The sequence below is a fragment of the Castellaniella sp. S9 genome (assembly GCF_027257175.1).
GTDB lineage: Bacteria > Pseudomonadota > Gammaproteobacteria > Burkholderiales > Burkholderiaceae_B > Castellaniella.
In genome coordinates this window covers 146,221-170,984 of record NZ_JAPFGD010000008.1, presented here as the reverse complement: position 1 = coordinate 170,984, position 24,764 = coordinate 146,221, and the positions used below count along the sequence as shown (strand labels likewise).

At 68.2% G+C, this 24,764-nt stretch carries 24 protein-coding genes and 1 pseudogene; 21 read left to right on the top strand and 4 right to left on the bottom strand.

Going from position 1 to position 24,764, the window contains the following annotated elements:
• Positions 1 to 43 precede the first annotated feature (43 nt).
• The 8 genes from fabZ (at position 44) to OOZ48_RS14195 (ending at position 6,967) form a co-directional block, all read left to right on the top strand.
• Positions 44 to 496 (top strand): 3-hydroxyacyl-ACP dehydratase FabZ, encoded by a 453-nt coding sequence (fabZ, locus tag OOZ48_RS14230; RefSeq protein ID WP_269499438.1) that lies wholly within the window; start codon positions 44 to 46, stop codon positions 494 to 496.
• Complete coding sequence (gene lpxA / locus OOZ48_RS14225) at positions 496 to 1,290, top strand: acyl-ACP--UDP-N-acetylglucosamine O-acyltransferase (RefSeq protein WP_269499435.1); 795 nt, start codon at positions 496 to 498, stop codon at positions 1,288 to 1,290. The genes fabZ and lpxA overlap by 1 nt, the downstream gene beginning before the upstream one ends.
• Positions 1,287 to 2,504 carry a lipid-A-disaccharide synthase gene (lpxB, locus tag OOZ48_RS14220; RefSeq protein ID WP_269499433.1) on the top strand — a complete coding sequence of 406 codons (1,218 nt, stop codon included), beginning with the start codon at positions 1,287 to 1,289 and terminating at the stop codon, positions 2,502 to 2,504. The genes lpxA and lpxB overlap by 4 nt, the downstream gene beginning before the upstream one ends.
• Before the next feature lie 28 nt (positions 2,505 to 2,532).
• Positions 2,533 to 3,102 carry a ribonuclease HII gene (gene rnhB, locus OOZ48_RS14215; RefSeq protein ID WP_269499567.1) on the top strand — a complete coding sequence of 190 codons (570 nt, stop codon included), beginning with the start codon at positions 2,533 to 2,535 and terminating at the stop codon, positions 3,100 to 3,102.
• A gap of 14 nt (positions 3,103 to 3,116) precedes the next feature.
• The gene (locus OOZ48_RS14210; protein WP_269499430.1) at positions 3,117 to 3,923 is read left to right on the top strand and encodes a TrmH family RNA methyltransferase; all 807 of its coding nucleotides are present in this window, start codon (positions 3,117 to 3,119) and stop codon (positions 3,921 to 3,923) included.
• Positions 3,924 to 4,072: 149 nt separating this feature from the next.
• Positions 4,073 to 5,059, top strand: a complete 987-nt coding sequence (gene dctP / locus OOZ48_RS14205; protein WP_269499428.1) for a TRAP transporter substrate-binding protein DctP — start codon at positions 4,073 to 4,075, stop codon at positions 5,057 to 5,059.
• 91 nt (positions 5,060 to 5,150) lie between these two features.
• Positions 5,151 to 5,669 carry a TRAP transporter small permease gene (locus tag OOZ48_RS14200; RefSeq protein WP_269499425.1) on the top strand — a complete coding sequence of 173 codons (519 nt, stop codon included), beginning with the start codon at positions 5,151 to 5,153 and terminating at the stop codon, positions 5,667 to 5,669.
• Positions 5,666 to 6,967 carry a TRAP transporter large permease gene (locus OOZ48_RS14195; protein ID WP_269499423.1) on the top strand — a complete coding sequence of 434 codons (1,302 nt, stop codon included), beginning with the start codon at positions 5,666 to 5,668 and terminating at the stop codon, positions 6,965 to 6,967. The genes OOZ48_RS14200 and OOZ48_RS14195 overlap by 4 nt, the downstream gene beginning before the upstream one ends.
• Positions 6,968 to 7,021: 54 nt before the next feature.
• On the opposite strand, the gene ppsR is transcribed toward OOZ48_RS14195, so the two are convergent.
• On the bottom strand, positions 7,022 to 7,855 hold the full coding sequence (gene ppsR, locus OOZ48_RS14190) for a posphoenolpyruvate synthetase regulatory kinase/phosphorylase PpsR (RefSeq protein ID WP_269499421.1): 834 nt from the start codon (positions 7,853 to 7,855) through the stop codon (positions 7,022 to 7,024).
• A 179-nt stretch (positions 7,856 to 8,034) separates the two neighbouring features.
• Here ppsR and ppsA point away from each other — a divergent pair, with 179 nt between their 5' ends.
• Together ppsA and OOZ48_RS14180 are read left to right on the top strand one after the other, a co-directional pair.
• Entirely contained in the window at positions 8,035 to 10,413 is a 2,379-nt protein-coding gene (gene ppsA, locus OOZ48_RS14185) for a phosphoenolpyruvate synthase (RefSeq protein WP_269499419.1), read from the top strand.
• Positions 10,414 to 10,420: 7 nt separating this feature from the next.
• The gene (locus tag OOZ48_RS14180) at positions 10,421 to 11,113 is read left to right on the top strand and encodes a methylated-DNA--[protein]-cysteine S-methyltransferase (protein ID WP_269499417.1); all 693 of its coding nucleotides are present in this window, start codon (positions 10,421 to 10,423) and stop codon (positions 11,111 to 11,113) included.
• Here the strand turns inward: OOZ48_RS14180 and OOZ48_RS14175 are convergent.
• Complete coding sequence (locus OOZ48_RS14175; protein WP_269499416.1) at positions 11,034 to 12,440, bottom strand: sugar porter family MFS transporter; 1,407 nt, start codon at positions 12,438 to 12,440, stop codon at positions 11,034 to 11,036. The genes OOZ48_RS14180 and OOZ48_RS14175 overlap by 80 nt on opposite strands.
• 243 nt (positions 12,441 to 12,683) lie before the next feature.
• Here OOZ48_RS14175 and OOZ48_RS14170 point away from each other — a divergent pair, with 243 nt between their 5' ends.
• The 4 genes and pseudogenes from OOZ48_RS14170 to OOZ48_RS14155 all read left to right on the top strand — a co-directional run bounded on the left by OOZ48_RS14170 (position 12,684) and on the right by OOZ48_RS14155 (position 17,322).
• The gene (locus OOZ48_RS14170) at positions 12,684 to 14,018 is read left to right on the top strand and encodes a DegT/DnrJ/EryC1/StrS family aminotransferase (RefSeq protein WP_269499413.1); all 1,335 of its coding nucleotides are present in this window, start codon (positions 12,684 to 12,686) and stop codon (positions 14,016 to 14,018) included.
• Positions 14,015 to 16,474 carry a sugar porter family MFS transporter gene (locus OOZ48_RS14165; RefSeq protein WP_269499410.1) on the top strand — a complete coding sequence of 820 codons (2,460 nt, stop codon included), beginning with the start codon at positions 14,015 to 14,017 and terminating at the stop codon, positions 16,472 to 16,474. The genes OOZ48_RS14170 and OOZ48_RS14165 overlap by 4 nt, the downstream gene beginning before the upstream one ends.
• Positions 16,372 to 16,596: pseudogene (locus tag OOZ48_RS14160) on the top strand (GMC family oxidoreductase N-terminal domain-containing protein); the annotation flags it as partial. The gene OOZ48_RS14165 and the pseudogene OOZ48_RS14160, both read left to right, overlap by 103 nt.
• Positions 16,597 to 16,833: 237 nt before the next feature.
• Positions 16,834 to 17,322 (top strand): GMC family oxidoreductase, encoded by a 489-nt coding sequence (locus tag OOZ48_RS14155; RefSeq protein ID WP_332108277.1) that lies wholly within the window; start codon positions 16,834 to 16,836, stop codon positions 17,320 to 17,322.
• A 30-nt stretch (positions 17,323 to 17,352) separates the two neighbouring features.
• Here OOZ48_RS14155 and smpB read toward each other — a convergent pair whose 3' ends face one another.
• Positions 17,353 to 17,817, bottom strand: a complete 465-nt coding sequence (gene smpB / locus OOZ48_RS14150; RefSeq protein WP_269499408.1) for an SsrA-binding protein SmpB — start codon at positions 17,815 to 17,817, stop codon at positions 17,353 to 17,355.
• 62 nt (positions 17,818 to 17,879) lie between these two features.
• Between smpB and OOZ48_RS14145 the strand changes: the two genes are divergently transcribed.
• The 5 genes from OOZ48_RS14145 (at position 17,880) to mmsB (ending at position 22,023) form a co-directional block, all read left to right on the top strand.
• The gene (locus tag OOZ48_RS14145) at positions 17,880 to 18,311 is read left to right on the top strand and encodes a type II toxin-antitoxin system RatA family toxin (RefSeq protein ID WP_269499406.1); all 432 of its coding nucleotides are present in this window, start codon (positions 17,880 to 17,882) and stop codon (positions 18,309 to 18,311) included.
• Positions 18,312 to 18,316: 5 nt separating this feature from the next.
• The gene (locus OOZ48_RS14140; protein WP_269499404.1) at positions 18,317 to 18,601 is read left to right on the top strand and encodes an RnfH family protein; all 285 of its coding nucleotides are present in this window, start codon (positions 18,317 to 18,319) and stop codon (positions 18,599 to 18,601) included.
• 162 nt (positions 18,602 to 18,763) lie between these two features.
• Positions 18,764 to 19,918, top strand: a complete 1,155-nt coding sequence (locus OOZ48_RS14135) for an acyl-CoA dehydrogenase family protein (RefSeq protein ID WP_269499402.1) — start codon at positions 18,764 to 18,766, stop codon at positions 19,916 to 19,918.
• Positions 19,915 to 21,081 (top strand): enoyl-CoA hydratase/isomerase family protein, encoded by a 1,167-nt coding sequence (locus OOZ48_RS14130; protein ID WP_269499400.1) that lies wholly within the window; start codon positions 19,915 to 19,917, stop codon positions 21,079 to 21,081. Before OOZ48_RS14135 ends, OOZ48_RS14130 begins: the two co-directional genes overlap by 4 nt.
• A gap of 54 nt (positions 21,082 to 21,135) precedes the next feature.
• Positions 21,136 to 22,023, top strand: a complete 888-nt coding sequence (gene mmsB, locus OOZ48_RS14125; RefSeq protein ID WP_269499398.1) for a 3-hydroxyisobutyrate dehydrogenase — start codon at positions 21,136 to 21,138, stop codon at positions 22,021 to 22,023.
• On the opposite strand, the gene ygfZ is transcribed toward mmsB, so the two are convergent.
• Positions 22,024 to 22,932: a CAF17-like 4Fe-4S cluster assembly/insertion protein YgfZ gene (ygfZ, locus tag OOZ48_RS14120; protein ID WP_269499396.1), complete on the bottom strand. Its 909-nt coding sequence runs from the start codon at positions 22,930 to 22,932 to the stop codon at positions 22,024 to 22,026.
• 150 nt (positions 22,933 to 23,082) lie between these two features.
• Here ygfZ and mltG point away from each other — a divergent pair, with 150 nt between their 5' ends.
• Both mltG and tmk read left to right on the top strand, forming a co-directional pair.
• The gene (mltG, locus tag OOZ48_RS14115) at positions 23,083 to 24,093 is read left to right on the top strand and encodes an endolytic transglycosylase MltG (RefSeq protein WP_269499393.1); all 1,011 of its coding nucleotides are present in this window, start codon (positions 23,083 to 23,085) and stop codon (positions 24,091 to 24,093) included.
• Positions 24,090 to 24,746: a dTMP kinase gene (gene tmk, locus OOZ48_RS14110; RefSeq protein WP_269499391.1), complete on the top strand. Its 657-nt coding sequence runs from the start codon at positions 24,090 to 24,092 to the stop codon at positions 24,744 to 24,746. Before mltG ends, tmk begins: the two co-directional genes overlap by 4 nt.
• Positions 24,747 to 24,764: the final 18 nt, after the last annotated feature.

The following is a 24,764-nucleotide window of genomic DNA, read 5'->3' as shown; positions in this document are numbered from 1 at the left end:
ATGGACGCTTTGATTGCGAATTGTTAGCAGGACAAGAAAAAAGATGGAACTTGATATCAAAGACATCATGGAGCGCTTGCCGCATCGGCAACCGATGCTGCTGGTCGACCGCGTGCTCGAGATGGACCCCGGAAAAAGCATCGTGGCGATCAAGAACGTCACCTACAACGAGCCTTTTTTCCAGGGTCATTTCACCCATCACCCGGTGATGCCGGGGGTGCTCATCATCGAGGCCCTCGCACAGGCCGCGGCGCTGTTTTCCTTCGCCGACGCGGGCGCCCCCAACCTCGCCAGCACCAAGATCGCCTATTACCTGGTGGGGGTGGACGGCGCGCGTTTCCGGCGGCCGGTGGTCCCCGGCGACCAGCTGCGCATGGAGGTCAGCGCCGACAAGCTCAGCCGCTCGATCTGCAAGTACACGGCGGTGGCCAAGGTCGACGACCAGATCGCGGCCGAGGCCAAGATCATGTGCGCGGTCCGCATCCTGGAGGAATAATGGGGGCGCAGATCCACCCCACGGCCATCGTGGCGCCGGGAGCCCGGCTGGACGAAGGCGTCAGCATCGGCCCCTACAGCATCATCGGCGAGCACGTGAGCATCGGCGCGGACACCCGCGTCGGCCCGCACTGCGTGATCGACGGGCGCACCACGATCGGGCCGGGCAATCATTTCTACCGGTTCTGCTCGATCGGCGGCATTCCGCAGGACAAGAAGTACCAGGGCGAACCCACCCGCCTCGAGATCGGCGCGGGCAATACGTTCCGCGAGTACGTGACCGTCAACCTCGGGACCCGGCAGGACATCGGCACCACGCGCCTGGGCGACGACAACTGGATCATGGCCTACGTCCACATCGCCCATGACTGCCAGGTCGGCAGCCACGTGGTGATCGCCAACAGCGTCCAGCTCGCCGGCCACATCCACATCGGCGACTGGGCCATTCTGGGCGGGCTGTCGGCCGTGCACCAGTTCGTGCGCATCGGCGCCCATGCGATGATCGGCGGCACCAGCTCGGTGCGCCAGGACGTGCCGCCCTACATGATCGGCGCGGGCGACCCTTTCCGTCCGGTCGGCATCAATTCCGAGGGCCTGGGCCGGCGCGGCTTCACGCCCGCCGACATCCTCGCGCTGAAAGAGGCCTACAAGATCCTCTACCGGCGCAAGCTCAACGTCGAGCAGGCCATCGAGGCCCTGGGCGAACTGCAATCCACCCAACCCGGCGAAGCACCCGCCGTCCAGACCCTATTGGATTTCCTCCTGGCATCCAGCCGGGGCATCGTGCGTCCATGAGCGCTTCGGGGGTGCGTGTGGGCGTGGTGGCCGGCGAACCCTCCGGCGATCTGCTGGCCGCGCGCATGATCCAGGGGGTGCGGGACCGGGTCCCGGATGCCCGCCTGATGGGCATCGGCGGCCCCGCCATGGCGCGGGCCGGATTCGAGGCCTGGCATCCCATGGATGCGCTGTCCGTGTTCGGCTACGTGGATGCCTTGCGCCGCGCGCCGCGCCTGTTGCGGACCTATCGCGACACCCGCAGCCGCCTGCTGGCGCAGCGCCCCGACGTGTTCGTCGGCGTGGATGCGCCGGATTTCAATTTGCGTCTCGAGGGGCAACTGCGGGCCGCGGGCATCCCGACCGTGCATTTCGTGGGCCCCTCGATCTGGGCCTGGCGCTTCGAGCGCATCCATGCGATCAAGCGCGCCGTGTCGCACATGCTGGTGCTGTTTCCCTTCGAGGTCGACATCTATCGCGCGCATGACATACCGGTGACCTATGTCGGCCATCCGCTGGCCGAGCTGATTCCGCTGCAACCCGACCGCGAGGCGGCGCGCCGCCGATTGGGCATCGAGCCCGGGCGCCGCGTGCTGGGCCTGCTGCCCGGCAGCCGTGAATCCGAGATCCGGCTGCTGGCCCCGCGCTTTCTCGAGGCGGCGCGCCGCCTGATGCGCGAAGACCCCCGACTGTTGATTCTCGTGCCCATGGTGAATCCCCAGCGCCGCACCCAGTTCGAGGCGGTGCTGCGCGCGCATCCGCTGCCCGCGTGCCGAGTGCTGGACGCCGTGCCGCCGTCGGACGATCCGGCCGATGCCCGGACGGCCGCCTGGCCGGTGGCCTGGCATGTGATGGAGGCGGCGGACGCGGTGCTGGCGGCCAGCGGCACGGCCACCCTCGAGGCCGCCTTGTTCAAGCGGCCCCTGGTGATTTCCTACGTGATTTCGCCCTGGATGCGACGCATCATGGCGTGGAAGTCCGGCCAGGATGCGCCCAGCGTCCCCTGGGTCGGCCTGCCCAATGTGCTGGCGCGGGATTTCGTCGCGCCCGAGCTGCTGCAGGAGGCCGCCACGCCCGAGGCGCTGGCCGCCCATGCCTGGCGGGCGCTCAGCGACCGGGCACACGGCGAGGCGGTCGCGCGCCGCTTCCTGGAGATCCACGAGTCGCTGCGCCGGGATACGCGCGGCTTGGCCGCCCAGGCGATCCTGGAGGTTTGCGGTGACCGTGCAGCCTGATCTGTTCGATCGCCCGCCGCTCGAGGGCATGCTCGTGGCCGGTGTGGACGAGGCCGGGCGTGGGCCGCTCGCGGGCCCGGTATTCGCCGCCGCCGTGATCCTGGACGCGCGCCGGCCCATCGCGGGCCTGGATGACTCCAAGAAGCTGACCGCCGGCCGCCGCGAGGCCCTGGCCCTGCAAATCAAGGCCCAGGCCGTCGCCTGGCGCATCACCTGGTCGGCGGCGGCCGAAATCGACCGCGTCAATATCCTGCAGGCGACGCTGGCGGCCATGCGCGAGGCCTGCCGGGGCTTGGCCGTGCCGCCGGGTCTGATCCTGGTCGACGGCAACCGCCTGCCCACGGGCCTGCCGTGCGAGGCGCACGCCCTCATCGGCGGCGATGCCCGCGAACCGGCGATCTCGGCGGCCTCGATCCTGGCCAAGACTGCGCGCGACGCCTGGTGCCTGGCGCTGCACACGCGCTACCCGCTGTATGCCTTCGATCGCCACAAGGGCTACGGCACCGCGCTGCACCTTGATCGCCTGGCCGAGCACGGGCCCTGTCCGGAGCATCGGCGCAGCTTCGCGCCCGTGCGCCGCAGCTTGCAGGACCGATGAGGCGCGGGGCCGCCATGCGTCACATTGCGTCTCGCGACAATCCCGATTTCCGCCTGTGGCTGCGGCTGGCTCAGGGTCGCGGACCGCGCGGCGAGTCACGCGTCCTGCTCGAAGGCGAACACCTGTGCCGCGCCTGGGTCGCGCACCATGGGCCGGCACCCCTGGCCATCCTGGACGAGCGGGCCGCGGACACCGCCGCAGGCCGCTGGCTGATGGGCGCGGGCGGCCGGCGCTGCGTCTTGCTGCAGTCCACCTTGAGCGAGGCCCTGACCCAGGTCGCACACGGGCCGCCGGGGCTGTTCCTGCTGGTCCAGCCGCCGTGCCCCCCGCCGCCTGCGCGGATCGCCGAATCCTGCCTGTGGCTCGACCGGGTCCAGGACCCGGGAAACCTCGGCGCGCTGCTGCGTACGGCGGCGGCGGCGGGCTTGCACGCCGCCTACCTGTCGACGGGTTGCGCCTCGGCCTGGTCGCCCAAGGTCTTGCGCGGGGGGCAGGGCGCCCACTTCGCGCTGCGCATCCACGAGCGCGTGGACCTGCGTGCCGCCCTCGCGCGGCTGGAGCTTCCCCTGGCGGCGACAGCCCTCGATGGGACGCAGGACCTGTACGCCCTCGACTTGCGCGGACCCTGCGCCTGGGTGTTTGGGAACGAGGGCGAGGGCGTCGATCCCGTATTGGTGGATGCGGCGGCGCTGCGGGTCCGGATCGCGCAAACCGATGCGGTCGAATCCTTGAATGTGGCCGCGGCGGCGGCGGTCTGCCTGTTCGAGCAACGGCGCCAGCAACTGGTCGCCGGCAAGCAGCCGCCCGGTGGGCCTTATTAGGGGTAACCAGAATTTTTGTTTTTTGCGCTTTTGCTTGAGATACACTGTGCGAACGTGATGTACCGTTTGGTTAATTCGCCGGCGTGCAGCCTGAAGGCGGATGCCAGACACCGTGGACGTCCAGATCCATTTCGCCACAGGAGGAAGACATGACACCAAGCACCAAGCGCCGCCAAGTTCTGATCGGTACCGGACTGTTCGCAGCCACGGCCGCCTTGCCCGCGATCGCCCAAGACAAACCGAAATTGCGCTTCTCGGCCGTATTCTCGGACCAGGATATCCGCGCGCAAATGATGAAGAAGTTCGCCGATGCGATCAAGGACGATTTCGTCTTTGAGGGCTATTACGGCGGCACGCTGTTCAAGCAGGGCACCGAGCTCGTCGCCGTGCAGCGCGGCAACCTCGAAATGAGCAACATCGCGCCGCAGGACATGTCCAAGCAGCTTCCCGCCTGGTCCATCGTGACGGCCGGCTATCTGTTTCGCGACGCAGCGCACGTCAATAAATTCTTTCGCAGCCCGGAGGCGGCCGAGCTCAAGCAAATGTCCGAGGACAAGCTCGGGATCAAGGTCCTGGGGCCCACCTATTACGGGGTGCGCCAGCTGGGCCTGAAGCCGGACCGGAAAATCTCGACGCCGGCCGACCTCAAGGGCATCAAGCTGCGCATGCCCGGCGGCGACGCCTGGCAGTTCCTGGGCAGGGCGTTGGGCGCGGATCCGACGCCGATGGCCTATGCCGAGGTGTATACGGGCCTGCAGACCGGAGCCATCGACGGGCAGGACAATCCCTTGCCCAACGTCGAGAACATGAAGTTCTACGAGGTCATGAGCCAGATCGCCCTGACGTCCCACCTGGTGGCTTTCGACCTGCTCGCGATGTCGACGAAGGTCTGGAACGGAATGGATCCGGCCACGCAGGCGAAAGTCCAGGCGGCGGCCGACTCGGCCATCGACTTCTCGACCCAGCAGCACCTGGCGCGGGAAAAGGAACTCGCTGAATTCTTCTCGAGCAAGGGCCTGAAGATCTACACGCCCGATCTGGACGCTTTCCGGACACACGTCCAGAAGGAATACCTGGCATCCGATCTTTCCAAGGACTGGATCCCCGGCATGATCGACAAGATCAACGCGCTCTGATCCGCATCCGCGCGGTACCGGGCTTCCCGCCGGTCGGCATATCCGCCGGCCGGCGGCCCGGCCGCCCACCACTGCTCAAGGAAAGCCCCAGATGTCCCCCAGTCTGCGCGCCATGGGCGCTTGGCTCTACCGCCGCGCCGAGAACGTCCTTGCACTCATGCTCGCGACGATGTTCTTCGCCTTTCTCGTCCAGGTATTCTTCCGCTATGTCCTCAGCTGGCCCAGCGGCTGGTCCAGCGAACTCAGCTCCGTCCTGTGGATCTGGATCGTGCTCTGGGGGGCGGCCTTCGTCGTGCGCGAAGAAGAAGAAATGCGCTTCGACCTGCTTCTGTCGGCCGCGGGGCCGCGGGTCCGCGGCGCGATGTTCCTGATCACCGCCGTATCGATCGTCCTGTTGTACGGCATATCCTTTCCCGCCGTGGTGGACTACGTGACCTTCATGAAGGTCGAAAAGAGCTCGTACCTGAATATCCGCATGGACTGGCTCTATTCGATCTACATTGTGTTCGTGGTCGCCATCATCGTCCGCTATGTCTGGCTGTCGTGGCGCGTGCTGCGCGGCCATGACCGCGACCGCTACGATCCCACCAAGGCGGGGTCGGGCGTATGAATGTCGCCAGTCCTTTTTCCATCGCGCTGGTCGCCATCACCGCGCTGGCCTTCCTGGGCCTGCCGGTCGGGCATGCGATGATCGCGGGCTCGATCCTGTACCTCGGGCTGGCGGGCCTGGACATGGGCACGGCCGCCGAACAGTTCCTCAACGGGATGATGTCCAACTACATCATCCTGGCGGTGCCCTTGTTCATCCTGGCGGCGGAATTGATGAACATCGGTTCGATGACCGACCGCCTGCTCAGGTTCTGCAACGCCCTGGTCGGCCGTTTCCGGGGCGGCCTGGCCCAGGTCAATGTGCTGCAAAGCCTGATTTTCGCCGGCATGTCGGGATCGGCGATCGCCGATGCCGCGGGTTCGGGCAAGGTCATGCAAAAGCTCATGACCGACGGTGACCGCTATCCCGCCAGCTACGCGGCGGCCCTGACCGCGGTGACCGCGGTGATCGGTCCCATCATCCCGCCGTCGATCCCGATGATCATCTACGCCTTTGTCTCGGACACGTCGATCGGCTACCTGTTTCTGGCGGGCGTCGTGCCGGGTCTGCTGATGACGCTGCTCCTCATGGTACAGGTGGCTTATCAGGCCAGGCGCCGGCAATTCCCGGTCGAGCCGCCGACGCCGCTGCGCGAGCTGCCGCGCATCACCGTCGAGGCGTTTCCGGCGCTGATGATGCCGGTGGTGCTCCTGGGCGGCATCTATTCCGGCATCACCACGCCCACCGAGGCCGCCGCGGTCGCCGCCGGCTATGCGCTGCTCATCGCCGCGGGCCTCTACCGCAGCGTCACCTTTGCCGAGTTCTATCACTCCGTGCTGGCCAGCGCGCGCACCAGCGCCTCCATCGGCATGCTGATCGCGGGCGCCCTGGTCTTCAATTACGTGGTGACGGTCGAGAACATCCCGGAAACGCTGCGGGTCTTCCTGACCGGCTGGGACCTCTCGCCCATCGGTTTCCTGATTCTCGTCAACGTGATCCTGCTGCTGCTGGGCTGCATCCTCGAGGGCACCACCATCATCCTCGTCATCCTGCCGGTGCTCATCCCGACGGCCAATGCCCTGGGCATCGATCTGGTGTACTTTGGCGTCGTCTGCGTGGTCAACATCATGCTGGGCCTCGTCACGCCGCCTTATGGCCTGCTGCTGTTCATCATGACGCGGATCGCCGAGGCGCCGCTGCGCGACATCGTGCGCGACGTGCTGCCGTTCCTGTTTTGGCTGGTGGTCTGCCTGGGCTTGCTGATCGCGTTCCCCGACCTGTCGCTGTGGCTGCCCCGCATGTTCGGCTACGGTGGATGATCCGGCGCGGCCGGGCCGGATAGGCGCGCGGGCCGCGGCACCCGCGCGGCGTCCTTAGTACGTCAGGCGATCCAGGCCGACCTCGTCGAGGATCTTGGTCGAGATTTCCTCGATCGAGCGCGTCGTGGTCGACAGCCAGGGGATGTTTTCCATGCGCATGAGGCGCTCGGCGTCGGCGACTTCCTGGCGGCACTGACGCAAGGAGGCGTAGGTGCTGTTGGGCCGGCGCTCGTGGCGCACCTCGGCGAGGCGTTCGGGGTGGATCGACAGGCCGAACAGTTTACGGCGGTAGGGGTGCAGGGTGTGGGGCAGGGCGCCACGGTCGAAATCCTCGGGGATCAGCGGAAAGTTGGCCGCCTTGACCGCGTATTGCATCGCCAGGTACAGGCTGGTGGGGGTCTTGCCGCAGCGCGAGACGCCCACCAGGATCACGTCGGCCTGCTCGAGCCCATTGACGAACTGGCCGTCGTCATGGGCCAGGCTGAAATTGATCGCCTCGATGCGCTTGTTGTATTGCTTGGACAAGCCGTTGGTGTGCGAGCGGCCCACCGAACGGTTGGATTTCATGCCGAGGGCTTCCTCGAGGTGCTGGACGAAGGCGCCGAACAGGTCGAGGAATATGCAGGGCACCTCGCGGATCCTGTCGGCGATCTCGGAATCGACGAGGGTGCTGAACACCAGCGGCGGCAGGGCGTCGTGGCTGGCCTTGTGGGCGATTCGCTGCGCCGCAGCATCGGCCTTTTCGACCGAGTCGATGAAGGGCAGGCGCACCGCCTCGAACTGAATCTGTTCGAATTGCGAAAGCACTGCATGGCTGAAGGTTTCGGCCGTGATCCCGGTGCTGTCGGAGACGATGAAGACGGTGCGTTCGATCGGGGAATCAGCCATGAATTTGAACCGGCAGGCGCCAGAAACGGTACAATCCGCAAAGATTAACAGTCACCCGACCAGCAAGCAAGGCTGGTTTGCCGGGCGCACATATTGCAGGGCACAAAACCATGCTGCCTGCAATCCTGGGATCGTGTGCGCCGGGCAAACACGCTTTCTCTATCTTTAAAGGTGACTCTATGTCGTACGTCGTATCTTTCGAGCAGCTCCGCATGACGGACGTGGACTCGGTAGGAGGCAAGAACGCATCGCTTGGTGAAATGATCAGCCAGCTCGCCGGCGCCGGTGTCCGGGTGCCGGGCGGGTTCGCGACCACGGCCGACGCCTTCCGCGATTTCCTCAAATCGACCGGGCTGGACGCCCGCATCAACCAGCGCCTGGACGTGCTCGATGCCGACGACGTGCGCGAACTCGCCGAGGCGGGCGCACAGATCCGCCAATGGATCATCGACACGCCGTTTCCGGCGGACTTCGAGCAGGCCATCCGCAGCGCGTTCGCGGTGCTGGATGCCGACGGCAAGGGCTCCTTTGCCGTGCGCTCCTCGGCCACCGCCGAGGACCTGCCCGACGCGTCGTTCGCCGGCCAGCAGGAAACCTACCTGAACGTGGTCGGCATCGAGGACGTGCTCGACAAGGTCCGCCACGTGTTCGCCTCGCTGTACAACGACCGCGCGATCTCGTACCGCGTGCACAAGGGCTATGCCCACGCCGAGGTGGCCCTGTCGGCGGGCATCCAGCGCATGGTGCGCTCCGACAAGGGCAGCGCCGGCGTCATGTTCACGCTGGACACCGAGTCCGGCTTCAAGGACGTGGTGTTCATCACCTCATCCTACGGCCTGGGTGAAACCGTCGTCCAGGGCGCGGTGAATCCCGACGAATTCTACGTCTTCAAGCCCATGCTCGCCTCGGGCCACTATCCCATCATCAGCCGCCGCATCGGCTCCAAGCTCATCAAGATGGAATTCGACGAGCAGCGCGCCTCGGGGCACGCGGTGCGCACCGTCGAGGTGCCCGCCTCCGAGCGCAACCGCTATTCGCTGACGGATGACGAGATCATCGAGCTCGCCCGCTACGCCGCCATCATCGAGGACCACTATCAGCGTCCGATGGACATCGAATGGGGCCGCGACGGCATCGACGGCAAACTTTACATCCTCCAGGCACGCCCCGAGACCGTTAAATCCCAGCAGGGCCACCACGACGTCCAGGAACGCTACCGCCTCAAGGCCACCGGCGAGGTCCTGATCACCGGCCGCGCGATCGGCCAGAAGATCGGCTCGGGCACCGTGCGGGTGGTCGCCGACGTCACGGAAATGGACCAGGTCCGTCCCGGCGACATCCTCGTCACCGACATGACGGATCCCAATTGGGAACCCGTCATGAAGATGGCCGCCGCGATCGTCACCAACCGCGGCGGACGCACCTGCCACGCCGCCATCATCGCGCGCGAGCTCGGCATCCCCGCCGTCGTCGGCTGCGCCACCGCCACCGACGTGCTGGCCAATGGGCGCGAGGTCACCGTGTCGTGCGCCGAGGGCGATGAGGGCCGCATCTACGACGGGCTGATCGAGACCGAGATCGAGGAGGTCCGCTGGGGCGAGATGCCCGACATCGGCGTCAAGATCATGATGAACGTCGGCAATCCGCAGCTCGCCTTCGATTTCTCGCAGATCCCGAACGCCGGCGTGGGCCTGGCGCGCCTGGAATTCATCATCAACAACAACATCAACGTGCATCCCAAGGCGGTTCTCGACTACCCGAACGTGGACGCCGACCTGAAAAAGGCCGTCGAGTCGGCCGCGCGCGGCTATGCCAGCCCGCGCGCCTTCTTCGTCGAGAAGCTCGCCGAGGGCGTGGCCACCATCGGCGCGGCCTTCTATCCGAAGCCGGTCATCGTGCGCCTGTCGGATTTCAAGTCCAACGAGTACCGCAAGCTGGTCGGCGGTTCGCGCTACGAGCCCGAGGAAGAAAACCCGATGCTGGGCTTTCGCGGGGCCTCGCGCTACGTCTCCGAGGATTTCGACGAGTGCTTCCGCATGGAATGCGAGGCCCTCAAGAAAGTCCGCGACGACATGGGCCTGACCAACGTCGAGATCATGGTGCCTTTCGTGCGCACCGTCGACCAGGCCCGCCGCGTGGCGGACCTGCTGGCCTCGCACGGTCTGAAGCGCGGCGAGAACGGCCTGCGCCTGGTGATGATGTGCGAGGTGCCGTCCAACGCCATCCTGGCCGACCAGTTCCTGCAGTACTTCGACGGCTTCTCGATCGGCTCGAACGACATGACCCAGCTGACCCTGGGCTTGGACCGCGATTCCGGGCTCGAACTGCTGGCGGTGGATTTCGACGAGCGCGACGAAGCGGTGCGGTTCATGTTGCGCCGCGCCATCCAGGCCTGCCTGAAAGCCGGCAAGTACGTCGGCATCTGCGGGCAGGGGCCCAGCGATCATCCCGACCTGGCACTGTGGCTGCGCGACGAGGGCATCCTCTCGATCTCCCTGAATCCGGACACGGTGGTCGATACCTGGCAGCGCCTGGCCGACACCCCGGCGGCCGCCTGAGGCAAGCGTGCCGTTCCGCGCCCTGGTTCCGTCGCCGCTGGGGCCCGTCCTCCTGGAATCCGATGAGGCGGGCCTGACGGGCCTGTATTTCACGGACCAGCGGGACTTGCCCCGCGTGCCGGGCATGGCGGCGGGGGACGGGCTGGTGGTGTCCGACCCCACGGCGGGCATGCAGGGCGGCCGGGCGCTGCGCACGTTCAAGGTCGTGCGGAAACCAGCGGCCGCAAGCGGCGATCTGTTTGCGAACGGCGGCGCGCCCCCGGCGGCGGCCGGCCGGCAGGGCGGTGCCGAGGCCGGGGCGCCCATGCGCCTGCTGCAGGCCGACACCCCCGCGCACGCCCTGGGCGTCCTGCAACAGACGCAGCGGGAACTGGACGAATACTGGCGCGGCGCGCGCCGGGTGTTCGACGTGCCGCTGGCCCCGCGGGGCACGGCCTTCCAGCACAAAGTCTGGCGGGCGCTGCTGGACGTCGCCTGGGGCGATACCCTGTCCTATGGCGAACTGGCCCTTGCCACCGGCATGGGCGCCGGCCACGGCCGGGCGGTGGGCACGGCCGTGGGCAGCAACCCCGTCAGCATCATCATTCCCTGCCATCGCATCCTGGCCCGCAACGGCACGCTCAACGGCTATGGCGGCGGCCTGGAGCGCAAGGTCCGGCTGCTGCAGATCGAGGGCTTCGTGCCGGTCCAGGGCCGGTAGGCCTGCCGACGCCCAGTTCGCGCAGCGGCAGGCCCGCCAGCACGCGCGATTCGATGTCCTCCAGCGACACCTGGCGGGTCTCGGGCAACAACCAGATTCCCAGCGCCAGGGACAGCAGGCAGACCGCCAGGAACAGCGTCATGGCGCCGTCCAGGCCCACGGCCTCGACGATGGACAGGAAGGTGAGGGCGATCAGGGCGTTGAACAGCCAGCTGACGGCCGAGGCGGCCGCGATGCCCTTTTCCCGCAGCGCCGCGGGAAAAAGCTCCGACATGAGGACGTAGGGCAGGGGCCCCAGGCTGACGGCGAAGGCCAGGATGTAGAGGCACAGGCCGAACAGCCCGAGCCAGGGCGCGCTGTCGCGGGCGGCGAGTATCACCGCGGCCAGTCCCACGGCCATGGCGGCCGAGCCGCCGATCCACAGCCGGCGCCGTCCGAGGCGGTCGACCAGGGCGACGCTGGCGATGGTCGCCAGGAAATTGGCCACGCCCAGGCCGAACGTGGCGCCCAGCGCCGCGGTGCCCGCCGAGAAACCCAGGCCCTTGAAGATCTGCGGCGCGTAGTACAGGATCCCGTCGATGCCGCTGAGATTCTGCAGCACGAACAGCGCGCTGCACAGCAGCAGCACGCCCAGCACCCGCCCCTGGCGCAGGCCTGGCCGCGCGGCAGCCCCGGCCGGCGGTTCGGCGATCGCCCGCCATTCGTCCAGCAGCCCGAGACGCAGGATGGCCTCGTCCGCCTCGCCGTGGCGGCCGCGCATGGCGAGCCAGCGCGGGCTCTCGGGCAGTGCGGCCAGCGCCAGGGTGGCCAGCACGGTCGGAGCCAGGCCCGCGCCCAGCACGAACTGCCACTGATCGGGGGCGTCGAACCACAAGGCCAGGCCGTAGGACAGCAGGATGCCACCGGTGATGGCCAACTGGAACAAGGCCACGACGGCCCCGCGCCGGGCCGTCCGGGCGGTTTCGGCCGCAAACATCGGCACCACCATGGAGTACAGGCCGATGGACAGGCCGGCCAGCACACGCGCAGCGATCAGGCCCCCCAGCGTGGGTGCGGTCAGCAGGAAGGCGTAGGCGCAGGCCGAGGCCAGCGTGGCCGCGGCCATGGTCGGCCGGCGGCCCCAGCGCAGCGATAGCGGGCCGGCAGCCGCCGCGCCGGCAAAGCAGGCGGCCACCAGGATGAACACCAGGAATTGAGTCTGGTGCAGGTCCAGGGTGAACAGGGGACCCAAGGTATCGAGCACGCCGGCGATGGAGGTGATGCCGTAGCCAAACAGGACGCCCGCGCAGGAGACCAGGAAGGCAATCCGCAGTGTGGGATTCGGCATGAAAAAGCGCCCGGCGCAAATGGAAATTCGGGCTTGCGCGACAGCGGCGCAAGGGCAGGGATCGGCAGGATCCGCAGTCATTCAAATTTCTTTACAACTGGACCAAATTATACTTAAATCATTTACCCTCGCTATAGATTCTTGCTGAATTATCCACTGAAGTCGGTGTCTTACGACGAGTCTTCATAGGCTATACATGCTAGGCGCGCCGCTCCGGACCTGACACACCCACAGGAGCTTTCCATGAGCAGCGCAGACGTGGCACAGAAAGGCACTCAATTGGACGCCGGCCGCCTGGCCATCGACGGCGGCACCCCGGTTCGCTCCCGGCCCTTGCCCTGGGAGCTTCCGGGCGCCCATTGGATCGGCGAGGAGGAACGCGAACTCGTCGAGCGCGTGGTGCTGGCCCGCAGTCCGTTCCGCTTCTACGGCCCCGACCTCCAGGGGATGGTGGACACGCTCGAGGCGGAATGGAAGGCGGCCTTCGGGCATCGGCACGCGCTGGGCGTTTCGTCGGGCACCGCCGCTCTCGGCATCGCCATGTCCGCCCTGGACATCGGCCCGGGTGACGAGGTCATGGTGCCAGGCTATCTGTGGGTCAGCTGCGTGTCGGCGATCGTGCGCGCCGGCGCGATTCCCCGGCTGGTCGACATCGACGATACCTTCTGCCTGGACCCCGAGGACCTTGAACGCAAGATCGGGCCGCATACGCGCGCCGTGCTGTGCGTGCACATGAGCGGCGCACCGGGGCGGATCGACCGCATCGCGGCCTTGTGCCGAGCCCGCGGGCTGGCCCTGATCGAGGATTGCGCCCAGACCGCCGGCGCCAGCTTCCAGGGCACGCCGGTGGGCCGGTTCGGCGACATCGGCATCTTCAGCTTCCAGTTGAACAAGAACATGACGGCGGGCGACGGCGGCATGGTCGTTTGCGATGACGATACATTGTTTCGCCGTGTCGTGGCCCTGCACGACCTGGGCTATCCGCGCACGCCGGCGGGCCGGCTCGACACCAGCGACCCGGGCATCCAGTTGTGGGGCATGGGCGCGCGCATGAACGAACTCACCGGCGCCATGCTTCTGGCGCAATTGCGCAAGCTGCCGCGCATCACCGGCGCCATGCGCTCGGCCAAATGGCGCATTCGCGAGGCGCTCGAAGGCACCCGGGGCCTGACGTTCCGCAATGTCCTCGATCCGCAGGGGGACGCCGGGCCGTTCCTCTTGATGGCCCTGCCCGACGAGGCGCTGGCCGCGCGCTTCGTCGCCGCGCTGCGCGCCGAGGGCATCGCCGGGCCGGCCGGCAGCCTCGCCTGCCTCACCATGCGCGAGTGGGGCCTACACTGGTATTCCAACATCCCCAGCCTGGTGAACCGGCGCTCCAACAGCCGCGACGGCCATCCCTGGACCCACCCGGCCAACGCCTTCGCCCAGGACTACGACTACCGGGCCGGCGCGCTGCCGCGCTGCGACGCCCTGCATGCGAACGGGGCGTTGCTGACCATCGCGTCCTGCCTCACGGACGAGGATGTCGACGACATCGTCCGCGCGATGCGCAAGGTCGCGGCCGGGGTCCTGTCATGATCTACTTCGTCGCGGTCATCGCGGGGCTGGCCGGCATCCTGTTCGGATTCGACGAAGGGGTCATCGCCGGCGCGCTCGGCTTCCTGCGCGACACATTCGCCATCGCGCCCGGCGCCGAGGGGCTGATGACGGCCGCCGTGCCGCTGGGCGCGCTGTTCGGCGCGGTCGCCGCGGGCTATGCCGCCGAGCGCCTCGGCCGGCGCGCCTCGCTGCTGGCCGCGGCCGTGCTGTTCATTCTCGGGGCGGTGGCGTCCAGCCTGATCTCGGCCGTCTGGATGCTCAGCGCCGCGCGCCTGTTGCTCGGTTTCGCCGTCGGGATCGCCGCGCTCGTGGCGCCCCTGTACATTGCCGAGAGCGCCCCCGCGCGCCAGCGCGGCATGCTGGTCTCGATCTACCAGTTGGCCGTGACGCTGGGCATCCTGGGCGCGTACATCGTCAACTACGTCCTCGGCGACGACTGGCGCACGATGTTCCTCCTGGGGGCGGTGCCCGGCCTGGCCCTGTTCGTGGGCATGCTGTTCCTCACCGATACGCCGCGCTGGCTGGCGGCCCATCGCGGCGGCGAGGCGGCGCACGAGGCGCTGGCGCGCTTGCGTGGCGTATCGCCCGCGGATCCCGGCATCGAGCGCGAACTCGGCCAGATCCTGGCCGCCGATGCCGAGGCGCAAGACGGACCCGCGGCAAAATGGCGCGACCTGCTGGCCGAGAGCGTGCGTCCGGCCCTGGTGGTGGGCGTCGGCCTGTTCGCGCTGCAGCAGTTCAGCGGCATCAATGCCGTCATCTACTATGCGCCGACCGTCTTCAAGGAGGCCGGGTTCGATTCGCACGACATCCAGATCCTGGCCACCATGGGCATCGGCGTCGTCAACGTTCTCATGACGCTCGTCGGCATGGCCTTGATCGACCGCATCGGCCGCAAGCCGCTGCTGTACATCGGCTTTGCCGGCGCCGCGGTGAGCCTGGCCATGATCTCGCTGGGAGCCTGGACCCAGGCGCAATGGCTCGACGTCATCGCGATCCTCGGCATGGTGCTGTACATCGCGGCCTTCGCGGCCAGCCTGGGTCCCTTGCCCTACGTCATGATGTCCGAGGTGTACCCGCGCCACGTCCGCGCCCTGGGCATGAGCATGGCGACCCTCGCCAATTGGGGCCTGAATTTCGTGGTGGTCTTCTCATTTCCGATCCTGGTCGCCGCGTTCGGGCTGGGCGGGGTCTTTGCCTTCTATTCCCTGATTTGCGTGGCGGGCCTGTTTTTCACGCGCCGCTACGTGCCCGAGACCAACGGCGTGCCGCTGGAGGCCATCGAGGCCCACCTGGCCGCCGGGCGGCCCCTGCGCCTGCTGCGTCCCGGGCTGACGGCGCCCGCGCCGGATGCGCGGGCCATCGAGGCCAGCCTCGGGCTGCCGCGCGAACAGGCCGAGGCGCTGGTGCGCGCCTTGATCGGCATGAGTCCCTACCGCCAGGATTTGCTGCCCATGGCGGCGCAGGTGGCTGCGCTGGCCTACGACAATCACCAGGTCCGCGTGGCCCTGCACGCCGTCTGGCTGCGCGTTGGCCAGGGTGCGCCGAACCCGGCGCGCCCTGGGTGCGGAAGCCCGCGTGCTGACGATGTTCCTCGAGCACGTGCGCTACGCCTCGCCCGCCTTCCTGGCGTCGGTCGGCGAGGGCACGCGGACGGCGGGGGTGATCCATGGCTGAGTACGATTGCGAGGTCTGCGTCGTCGGCACCGGCGCCGGCGGCGGCATTCTTGCCCATACGCTGGCGATGGCGGGCATCGACGTGGTGTCCCTCGAGCAAGGCCCCGCGCTGCCCGATGACCAGTTCACCCGCCTCACGCCACCCGACGGCGGCGATACGCTGGGCATCGGCCCGGACACCGTCTGGCCCAGCGATCCCCACGACAGCCTGTTCATCCATCCCTTGTTCGCGGATGGCCGGGCGGGGTCCACGGCGCGGCGTCCGGGCGCTTTCCAGCATTTCCAGATTCTTGCGCTCAATGGGCTGCAAAACCTCTGGAACGGCGTCAGCGTGCGCTTTTCGCCCGAGGACATGCGCGGCTGGCCCATCGACTACGCCACGCTCGAGCCGCATTACGGCGCCGTCGAGGAACTCATCACCGTCTGCGGCACCCGCGAGAACCTGCCGGAACTCCCCGACGGGCACTACGTGCCGCCCAAGCCCCTGCGGCCGGCCGACCGGATCATCGTCGACGCGGTGCGCTCGCTGCGCGAGCCGCATTCCCACGCGATCCCCAACCGCAAGGCGATCAACACGCGCGCGGGCACGCCGCACAGCTGCGTCTCGACCGGCATTTGCACCTCGGGCTGCCCGGTGGGCGCCGTCTACAAGTTCTCCGTGCGCCTGCTGCCGACCATCGCCGGACGGCCCAACTATCGCCTGCGCACGGGCACCAAAGTCGTGCGCCTGCTGGCCGAGGACGACGGCGCACGCGTGACGGCGGTCGAGTACCTGGACGTCGCCCGCGGCGAACGCCATCGGCTGAGGGCACGGTACGTCGTCCTGGCGGCCGGCGCCGTCGAGACGCCGCGCATCCTGTTCAACTCGGCCGACGACCGCCATCCCGGCGGGTTGGCGAACCACGGGGACCAGTTGGGCCGCCGCCTGCAGGACAATCCCAAAGTCGTGCTGTCGACCTCGCTCTACAAGCTCTGGGGCAAGCACCGTGACTACGACATCGGCTACGGCGACCTGCTGATCCTGCTGTCGCGCGGCCGGCTGCCGGACGGTTCGGAGTTCCCGTTCATCGGCCATGCGATCCATGGCATCCCCACGACGCCGCACTACCTCGGCTCGATGCGCCTGTTCAGCACCGGCCTGAAGGACCGGCTCTCGCGGGCCATGTTCCACAGCTACCTGACGCTCGGGCTGTTCTGTGCGGGCGACCCCGTGCCCGGCAACCGCGTCAGGCCGGGCGACACTTTGGATGCCTGGGGCGTGCCCCAGGTCGACATCGACTTTGCCATCCCCGGCCGCGCCCACCAGCAGATGGACGCCATGATGGACTGGGGCCGCAAGGTGCTGCGCCGCGCTTCGGCAACGCTGTATCACACCACCCGCGACAACAGCGGCACCGGCATCCACTATGCCGGCACGACCGCCATGTCGAGCGGCGCGCACGCCGGCGTGGTCGACGCCGACCTGAAGGCCCATGGTCTGGACAATCTGTATGTGTGCGACGGCGGGGTGGTTCCCGTGCTGCCCGACAAGCACCTGACCCTGACCATCATGGCGCTGGCGCACCGGCTGGGCGGGCACCTGGCGCAGCGTCTGCGAGCGGCGTGATGCGGCGGACGGGGCCGGCCGCGCCCGGATTCAGTCCGGACGGCCGCGCCGCGTATCGTGCTTCATCAGCCGTTCTTTTTCGCGGGCCCAGTCCTTGTCACGTGCGGAGTCGCGCTTGTCGTGCAGTTTCTTGCCGCGCCCCAGGCCGAAATCCAGCTTGATGCGGCCGTTCTTATAGTGCAGGTTCAAGGGCACCAGGGTGTATCCGCGCTGTTCGACCTTGCCGATCAGCTTGCTGATTTCATCGGCCTTCAGCAGCAGCTTGCGGGTACGGGTGGCGTTGGGGTGAATGTGGGTCGAGGCCGTGGGCAGGGGGCTGACGTGCATGCCGATGATCCACAGTTCGCCGTTGCGTACGATGACGTAGCTTTCCTTGAGCTGCACATGCCCTGCGCGGATCGCCTTGACTTCCCAGCCCTCGAGCACCAGCCCCGCCTCGAAGCGATCTTCGATGAAATAGTCGTGGGTGGCCTTGCGATTATCTACAATGCTCATAAGTCCAACGGGCCTGGGCCGGTAAAATCCTTTCATTCTATCCCATCCCCCAACAGCCATCGATGCATACAGTACAGCGCTCCGTCCTCGTTCCCTATCGTCCCGAACAGATGTTCGAACTGGTGGCGGATGTCGCCCGATATCCCGAATTCATGCCCTGGTGCGCGGGCGCCGAGGTGCAATGGCGCAACGACGACGGGATGCAGGCGACACTGCGCATCAGCTTTGCCGGGATACGCCAGAGCTTCACCACCCGCAACGAGCACCATTTTCCGGACCGCATCGTTTTTCACCTGGTCGACGGTCCGTTTTCCAACCTGACCGGCCACTGGACTTTCCAGGCCCTGGGCGACGAGGGCTGCAAGGTCCTCTACACCATGGAATACGCCTTTTCCAGCCGCGCGCTCGAGGCCGTGATCGGCCCCGTGTTCAACCGGATCGCGTCCAGCTTCATCGACTCGTTCACGCAGCGCGCGCGGACGGTCTACGGTTGAGCATCATGCGCATCGAACTCGTGTTCGCGGCGCCCGACGGCCTCTGGCGCGAGCACCTGGACCTGAAGGCGGGCGCCACCGTGGCCGAGGCCGTGGCGCAAAGCGCCTTCGCACGGCGCTATCCGGAATACGCCCGGCCCCTGCCGCCGCTCGGCATCCATGGCGAACGCTGCGCGCCGCAGCGCGCGCTGGGCGACGGCGATCGGATCGAAATCTATCGGCCGCTGGTATTCGATCCCCTGGAGTCCCGCCGCCGCCGGGCGCTGCACAAGGCCGCACGGACGACTTGAGCCGCAAGGGATGCGACGGGGCTTGGGATCAGGCCACTGGCGGTGCTACAGTTGAGCCCGACGGTCGACGCGCGTCCCGACGACCCGCGTTCCCGCCGCGTCGTGCGAGCCACAAGCCCGCACGCCACGCGCCTTCCATCCAGCGATCCGGAGACAAGCGACATGGACTTTCGCCTCAGCGAGGAACAACAAGCCTTTGCGCGAGCCGCGCGCGAATTCGCGCAAGGCGAACTGGCCCCCAAGGCCGCGCATTGGGATGCGCACGGCATCTTCCCCCGCGAGGCCTTCGCCAAGGCGGGCGAGCTCGGGTTCTGCGCCCTGTATGCGCCGGAATCCATCGGTGGCCTGGGCCTGCCCAGGCTGGACGCCACCCTGGTGTTCGAGGAAATGGCGGCCGTCGATCCGTCCACCACGGCGTTCCTGACCATTCACAACATGGCCACCTGGATGATCGGCCAATGGGCCGCGCCCGCAGTGCGCGACCACTGGGGACCGCTGCTGGCCTCGGGTGAAAAGCTCGCCTCGTACTGCCTGACCGAACCCGATTCGGGTTCGGACGCCGCCTCGCTGGCGACGCGCGCGCAACGCGAAGGCGGGGACTACGTGATCCATGGCGCCAAGGCCTTCATTTCCGGGGCGGGCGACACCGACCTCCTGGTGGTGATGGCCCGCAGCGGCGGCCCCGGAGCGGGCGGGATCTCGGCCTTTGCCGTGCCCGGCGACGCGCCGGGCATCCGCTATGGCCGCAAGGAAGACAAAATGGGCTGGAACAGCCAGTCGACCCGGCAGATCGCCTTCGACAATGTTCGCATCCCCGCCCAGAACCGCCTGGGCGAGGAGGGCGAGGGCTTCAAGCTCGCGATGAAAGGCCTGGACGGCGGGCGCATCAACATCGCCACCTGTTCGGTGGGCGCCGCACAAGGCGCCTATGAGGCCGCGCGCCGCTACATGGGCGAACGGCGCCAGTTCGGCCGCGCCCTGGCGGAATTCCAGGCGCTGCAGTTCAAGCTGGCCGACTTGCTGGCCAATATCGTCGCCTCGCGCCAGATGGTGCGCCTGGCGGCCTGCATGCTGGACGAGGGCGACCCGCGGGCCACCGCCTATTGCGCGATGGCCAAGCGCCTGGCCACCGACCTGTGCTTTCAGTCCTGCCTGGACGCGCAGCAGATCCACGGCGGCTACGGCTACCTCAAGGACTATCCGCTGGAACGGCTGGTGCGCGACACCCGCGTGCACCAGATCCTGGAAGGCACCAATGAAATCATGCGCCTGATCGTCGCCCGCCAGGTGCTCGACCACGGAGCCGATCTGCGATGAGCGCATCCACCGCACCCGAACCCGCCAGCCAGCCGCTGGTGCTGTTCCATGAGACGCCCGGCCGCGACGGCCGGCGCATCGGCGTGGCCACCCTGAACAGCCCGCGCACGCTCAACGGCTTGTCGCTGGCCATGTGCGAGCCGCTGGATGCGCGCCTGCGGGCCTGGCAGGATGATCCCGCCATTGCGGCCGTCCTGCTCGACGGCGCGGGCGGCAAGGCATTCTGCGCGGGCGGCGACCTGCATGGCCTGTATCGTTCCATGCTCGACAATACCGGCGCTGCGGCCTGGGACAACGTCTATGCCCGCCGGTTCTTCGAGGTGGAATATCGGCTCGATTACCTGATCCACTGCTACCGCAAGCCGCTCGTCTGCTGGGGCAGCGGCATCGTGATGGGCGGCGGCGTCGGCCTGATGATGGGCGCCAGCCACCGCATCGTGACCGAGACCACGCGCTTCGCCATGCCCGAGGTTTCCATCGGCCTGTTTCCGGACGTGGGCGGCACCTGGATGCTGGGCCGGCTGCCGCGCGGCATCGGCACCTTCCTGGCCTTGACGGGCGCGCAGCTCGGTGCGGCCGATTGCCTGCGCCTGGGCCTGGCCGACCGTGCCTGCAGGTCCTCGGATCTCCCTGAACTGCACGCCGCCCTGGCCGCCACCGACTGGGATCCCGATCCGCAGGCGCACGGGGCTCAAGTCGACCGCCTGATCGATCGCCTGTCCGCCGACGGGGCGGCCGGCGCGCCGGGCCCGTTGCAGACCCACTTCGAGGCCATCCGCAGGGCCTGCGATCGTGCCGATTTCGACGAGATCTGCGCGGGGATCCGGGGCTGGGATGGTCATGATGACCCCTGGCTCGCGCGGGCGGCCGCCACTTTCGCCGCCGGCTCGCCGGGTTCCGCGCGCCTGGGCTACACCCTGGTGCAGCGCGCGCGACTGCAATCGCTGGCCGAGGTGTTCCGCCAGGAATACGTGGCGTCGCTGCACTGCGCGGCCGAGGGTGATCTGCGGGAAGGCATACGCGCACTGCTGATCGACAAGGACAAGTCGCCGCGCTGGCGGCCCGCCACCCACGCGCAGGCCGATGCGCAATGGGTGCGGCGATTCTTCCGCCGCCCCTGGCCCGAGGGCCAGGCCCATCCGCTGGCCGACCTGGGGGCATGAACCGGGGCACCACCACACGCCGCTCACCATGAACGACACCCGAGGAGACCACGCATGAGCAGTCATATTGCATTCATCGGCCTGGGGCACATGGGCGCACCCATGGCCGTGAACCTGATCAAGGCCGGCCACCGCGTCAAGGCGTTCGATCTGGTGCCCGCGGCGGTGCAGGCCGCGGCCCAGGCGGGTGCCGAGGCGACCGCATCGGCGGCGCAGGCCGTGCATGGCGCGGAACTGGTCATCACGATGCTGCCCGCCAGCCGCCATGTCGAGGGCCTTTACCTCGGCGAGCCAGGCCTGCTGGCCGAGATCGCGGCGGGCACCCTGGTGCTGGAATGCAGCACCATCGCGCCGGAATCCGCGCGCAAGGTCGCGGCGGCGGCCGCCGCCGCGGGCATCCGGATGCTGGATGCACCGGTCTCCGGGGGCACGGGCGGCGCCGCGGCGGGCACGCTGACCTTCATCGTGGGAGGCGCGGCCGCCGACCTGGAGGCCGCGCGGCCCTACCTGCAAGCCATGGGCAGGAACATCTTTCATGCGGGCGAGCCGGGGGCCGGACAGGTGGCGAAGATCTGCAACAACATGCTGCTGGGCATCCTGATGGCGGGCACCGCCGAGGCGCTGGCCCTGGGCGTGGCCAACGGCCTGGATCCCAAGGTGCTGTCCGACATCATCGCCAAGAGTTCCGGACGCAACTGGGCGACCGAACTCTACAATCCCTGGCCCGGTGTCATGGAAAACGTGCCCTCGTCCAAGGGCTACGCCGGCGGTTTCGGGGTGGACCTGATGCTCAAGGATCTGGGCCTGGCGGCCGAGGCGTCCATGCACAGCCGCAGCGCCACCCCCCTGGGCGAGCTGGCCCGCAACCTGTATGCGATGCTCAGCGCCCGCGGACATGGCGGGCTGGACTTTTCCAGCGTGCTCAAGCTCTACGAGCGCTGATCAGGCGGTGGCCGCCAGGGCCCGCGGCGGCGACAGGCTCAGCACCGGGCCGTCGGCGGCCGCCAGGGCGTAGCGCATGGCCGGCCAATCCGTCAACGTGATCTCGACGGCGGCATGGACGGTGTCCCCCACGCGCACCAGGTCGATGACGCGCCCGGCGGGCCGCGCACCGCCGGCCTCGTAGAGGTCCGCACCCGGCAAGGGCAGGGGCAGTGCGTCCGGCCAGGCCGCGGTGCCGTAGGCCATGCGCCGCTTGACCGTGCCCCGGTAGTGCGTGCGGGCGATGACTTCCTGGCCGGGATAACAGCCCTTGCCGAAGTCGATGCCGCCGTTCAAGTCCATGTCGAGGGCGGTCGGCAGGAACAGGTCCTGGGTGGCCGCGCGGATCCAGGGCCGGCCCGCCGCCAGGTCCGCCGCGCGCCAGGCCGCATCGTCCGCCGGCACCCCGTCGAGATCCCGGTCGACCACCCGCCAGGCCCGGATCCGGGAGCCGTGGGCGGGCGCGGCAATCCAGTCGCCTTCGGCATCCCGGCCGCGCGTCCATGGGACCGCGGCCGCCGCCGGACAATCCTCGGAGCCCGAACAACCGAGGACGGACAGGCCGTCCTCGACCTGGATGCGGACCTTGGCGCGCAGCACGAACATGCCCAGGCGCCGCGCGACGGCCGGGGCGAGATCGCGCGCCAGCATCACGCGCAGATCCTCCGGCCCGCTGCGCCAGACCACCAGGTTGGCCAGCATCCGGCCCTGCGCGGAGCAATAGGCGGCCGGCCGCGCCTGCTCGTCCGGCATGTCCTGGACGGCATTGGTGATCTGGCCGTGCAGGAATGCCTCGGCATCGGGGCCCGCGATGGTGAGAACCGCCAGATCGTCCAGGCGGGTGCGGGCGGGGCAGGAAAATTCAGGCATCGAGTGTTGATTCATTGAATGCATGGGTGTAGCGACATCATCCACATGATAGCCGCCCCGGCGCGCGCCCGCATGCGTGCCCGGACGGGCATCCGGGTCATGCCGCGACCGCCCGCCTAAGGACGGGACGCCTCGGTTAAACTGGCGGCCATGAAAATCTTCAAACGCCTGCTCATCTGGGGGCTCGTCCTGCTGCTCGCGGCGATCGCCGCCGGCCTGCTGGGCTCGGCCTACTGGGGGTGGCGGCGGGCGGTGCCCATGGCGGGCGAGGTGGCCGACTACGTCGTCGACCCGGGCAGCACGCCGCGCCAGATCGCGCACCTCATGCAGGACGCGGGGATCCGCATCCACCCGGACGCCTTCGTCGCACTGGCCCGCTTGAGCGGGCTGGACAAGCAGCTCAAGGCGGGGGCCTACGAGGCGCGCCGCGGGGACACGCCCTGGCGCCTGCTCGAACGCATGGCCAACGGCGACATGACGCAGGTCCGGCTGACCTTCCCCGAGGGTTGGACCTATGCGCAGATGCGCGCGGCCTTGCGCACGGACCCGAACGTGCGCCAGACGCTGGACGGCGTCACGGACGCCGACCTGCTGCTGCGGCTCGGCCTGGACGAGACCTCGCCCGAGGGCTTGTTCTATCCGGACACCTACGTCTTTTCGCCGGGCACCAGCGATTTCGACATCCTGCGCCGTGCCGCGCTGGCCGGCAGCCAGGCGCTCGAGCGCGCCTGGGAGGATCGCGATCCGGGCCTGCCGCTGAACACGCCCTACGAGGCCTTGATCCTGGCATCCATCGTCGAGAAGGAGACCGGGCACGACGCGGACCGCGATCGGATCGCCGGCGTGTTCATCAATCGCCTGCGCCGGGGCATGCCGCTGCAAACCGACCCGACGGTAATCTATGGCATGGGCGACGCCTACCAGGGCAATCTGCGCCGCAAAGACCTCGAGCGCGATACGCCCTGGAATACCTATACCCGGCCCGGCCTGCCGCCCACGCCCATCGCCAGCCCCGGCAAGGCCGCCCTGATGGCCACCTTGCATCCCGAGACCCACGACTATTTTTATTTTGTGTCGCGCGGCGACGGCACCAGCGAATTCTCCAAGAACCTGTCCGCCCATAACCGCGCGGTGGGCAAATATATCCTCAAGCGCAAATGAGCACCGATCGCCGCAATGCCTGCTTCATCACGCTCGAAGGCCTGGACGGGGCGGGCAAGAGCACGCACGTCGACTGGATGGCCGATGCGCTGCGCCAAGCCGGGATCGACCTGGTGTGTACCCGCGAGCCGGGCGGCACCGCGCTGGGCGAGGCCTTGCGCGAACTGGTGCTGCGCGAGCCCATGGACCTGCGCACCGAGACACTGCTGATGTTCGCGGCGCGCAACGAGCATCTGCGCGCCGTCATCCTGCCCGCCTTGGCGCGCGGCCAGTGGGTGCTGTGCGACCGTTTCACGGACGCGACCTTCGCCTACCAGGGCGGCGGACGCGAACTGGGCGCCGGCCCCGTCGAGGCGCTCGAGGCCTGGGTCCAGGACGGCTTCTCGCCCGATCGCACCTTTCTGTTCGATGTTCCGCTGGCGGTTGCGCGCCAACGTCTCGAGGGCGGGCGCGCGGCGCCGGACCGGTTCGAGCGTGAAGGCGCCGCGTTCTTCGAGCGCACCCGGGCGGCCTACCACGCGCGGGCCGCGGCGGATCCGGCACGCGTCGTGATCATCGACGCCACCCAGAGCATCGAACACGTCCGTGCCGCCCTGGCCGCGCAGCTGCGCGCCCTGCTGGCCGCGCACGGCCGCGAACCGGGGGATTTATGAGCGCGCCGGGCCGCCCCA

What these genes read in the sequence shown, in the direction of transcription:
- fabZ (WP_269499438.1), top strand. Translation starts at nt 44, where the DNA reads ATGGAACTTGATATCAAAGACATCATGGAGCGCTTGCCGCATCGGCAA.
- lpxA (WP_269499435.1), top strand. Translation starts at nt 496, where the DNA reads ATGGGGGCGCAGATCCACCCCACGGCCATCGTGGCGCCGGGAGCCCGG.
- lpxB (WP_269499433.1), top strand. Translation starts at nt 1,287, where the DNA reads ATGAGCGCTTCGGGGGTGCGTGTGGGCGTGGTGGCCGGCGAACCCTCC.
- rnhB (WP_269499567.1), top strand. Translation starts at nt 2,533, where the DNA reads ATGCTCGTGGCCGGTGTGGACGAGGCCGGGCGTGGGCCGCTCGCGGGC.
- OOZ48_RS14210 (WP_269499430.1), top strand. Translation starts at nt 3,117, where the DNA reads ATGCGTCACATTGCGTCTCGCGACAATCCCGATTTCCGCCTGTGGCTG.
- dctP (WP_269499428.1), top strand. Translation starts at nt 4,073, where the DNA reads ATGACACCAAGCACCAAGCGCCGCCAAGTTCTGATCGGTACCGGACTG.
- OOZ48_RS14200 (WP_269499425.1), top strand. Translation starts at nt 5,151, where the DNA reads ATGTCCCCCAGTCTGCGCGCCATGGGCGCTTGGCTCTACCGCCGCGCC.
- OOZ48_RS14195 (WP_269499423.1), top strand. Translation starts at nt 5,666, where the DNA reads ATGAATGTCGCCAGTCCTTTTTCCATCGCGCTGGTCGCCATCACCGCG.
- ppsR (WP_269499421.1), bottom strand. Translation starts at nt 7,855, where the DNA reads ATGGCTGATTCCCCGATCGAACGCACCGTCTTCATCGTCTCCGACAGC.
- ppsA (WP_269499419.1), top strand. Translation starts at nt 8,035, where the DNA reads ATGTCGTACGTCGTATCTTTCGAGCAGCTCCGCATGACGGACGTGGAC.
- OOZ48_RS14175 (WP_269499416.1), bottom strand. Translation starts at nt 12,440, where the DNA reads ATGCCGAATCCCACACTGCGGATTGCCTTCCTGGTCTCCTGCGCGGGC.
- OOZ48_RS14170 (WP_269499413.1), top strand. Translation starts at nt 12,684, where the DNA reads ATGAGCAGCGCAGACGTGGCACAGAAAGGCACTCAATTGGACGCCGGC.
- OOZ48_RS14165 (WP_269499410.1), top strand. Translation starts at nt 14,015, where the DNA reads ATGATCTACTTCGTCGCGGTCATCGCGGGGCTGGCCGGCATCCTGTTC.
- OOZ48_RS14155 (WP_332108277.1), top strand. Translation starts at nt 16,834, where the DNA reads ATGCGCCTGTTCAGCACCGGCCTGAAGGACCGGCTCTCGCGGGCCATG.
- smpB (WP_269499408.1), bottom strand. Translation starts at nt 17,817, where the DNA reads ATGAGCATTGTAGATAATCGCAAGGCCACCCACGACTATTTCATCGAA.
- OOZ48_RS14145 (WP_269499406.1), top strand. Translation starts at nt 17,880, where the DNA reads ATGCATACAGTACAGCGCTCCGTCCTCGTTCCCTATCGTCCCGAACAG.
- OOZ48_RS14140 (WP_269499404.1), top strand. Translation starts at nt 18,317, where the DNA reads ATGCGCATCGAACTCGTGTTCGCGGCGCCCGACGGCCTCTGGCGCGAG.
- OOZ48_RS14135 (WP_269499402.1), top strand. Translation starts at nt 18,764, where the DNA reads ATGGACTTTCGCCTCAGCGAGGAACAACAAGCCTTTGCGCGAGCCGCG.
- OOZ48_RS14130 (WP_269499400.1), top strand. Translation starts at nt 19,915, where the DNA reads ATGAGCGCATCCACCGCACCCGAACCCGCCAGCCAGCCGCTGGTGCTG.
- mmsB (WP_269499398.1), top strand. Translation starts at nt 21,136, where the DNA reads ATGAGCAGTCATATTGCATTCATCGGCCTGGGGCACATGGGCGCACCC.
- ygfZ (WP_269499396.1), bottom strand. Translation starts at nt 22,932, where the DNA reads ATGCCTGAATTTTCCTGCCCCGCCCGCACCCGCCTGGACGATCTGGCG.
- mltG (WP_269499393.1), top strand. Translation starts at nt 23,083, where the DNA reads ATGAAAATCTTCAAACGCCTGCTCATCTGGGGGCTCGTCCTGCTGCTC.
- tmk (WP_269499391.1), top strand. Translation starts at nt 24,090, where the DNA reads ATGAGCACCGATCGCCGCAATGCCTGCTTCATCACGCTCGAAGGCCTG.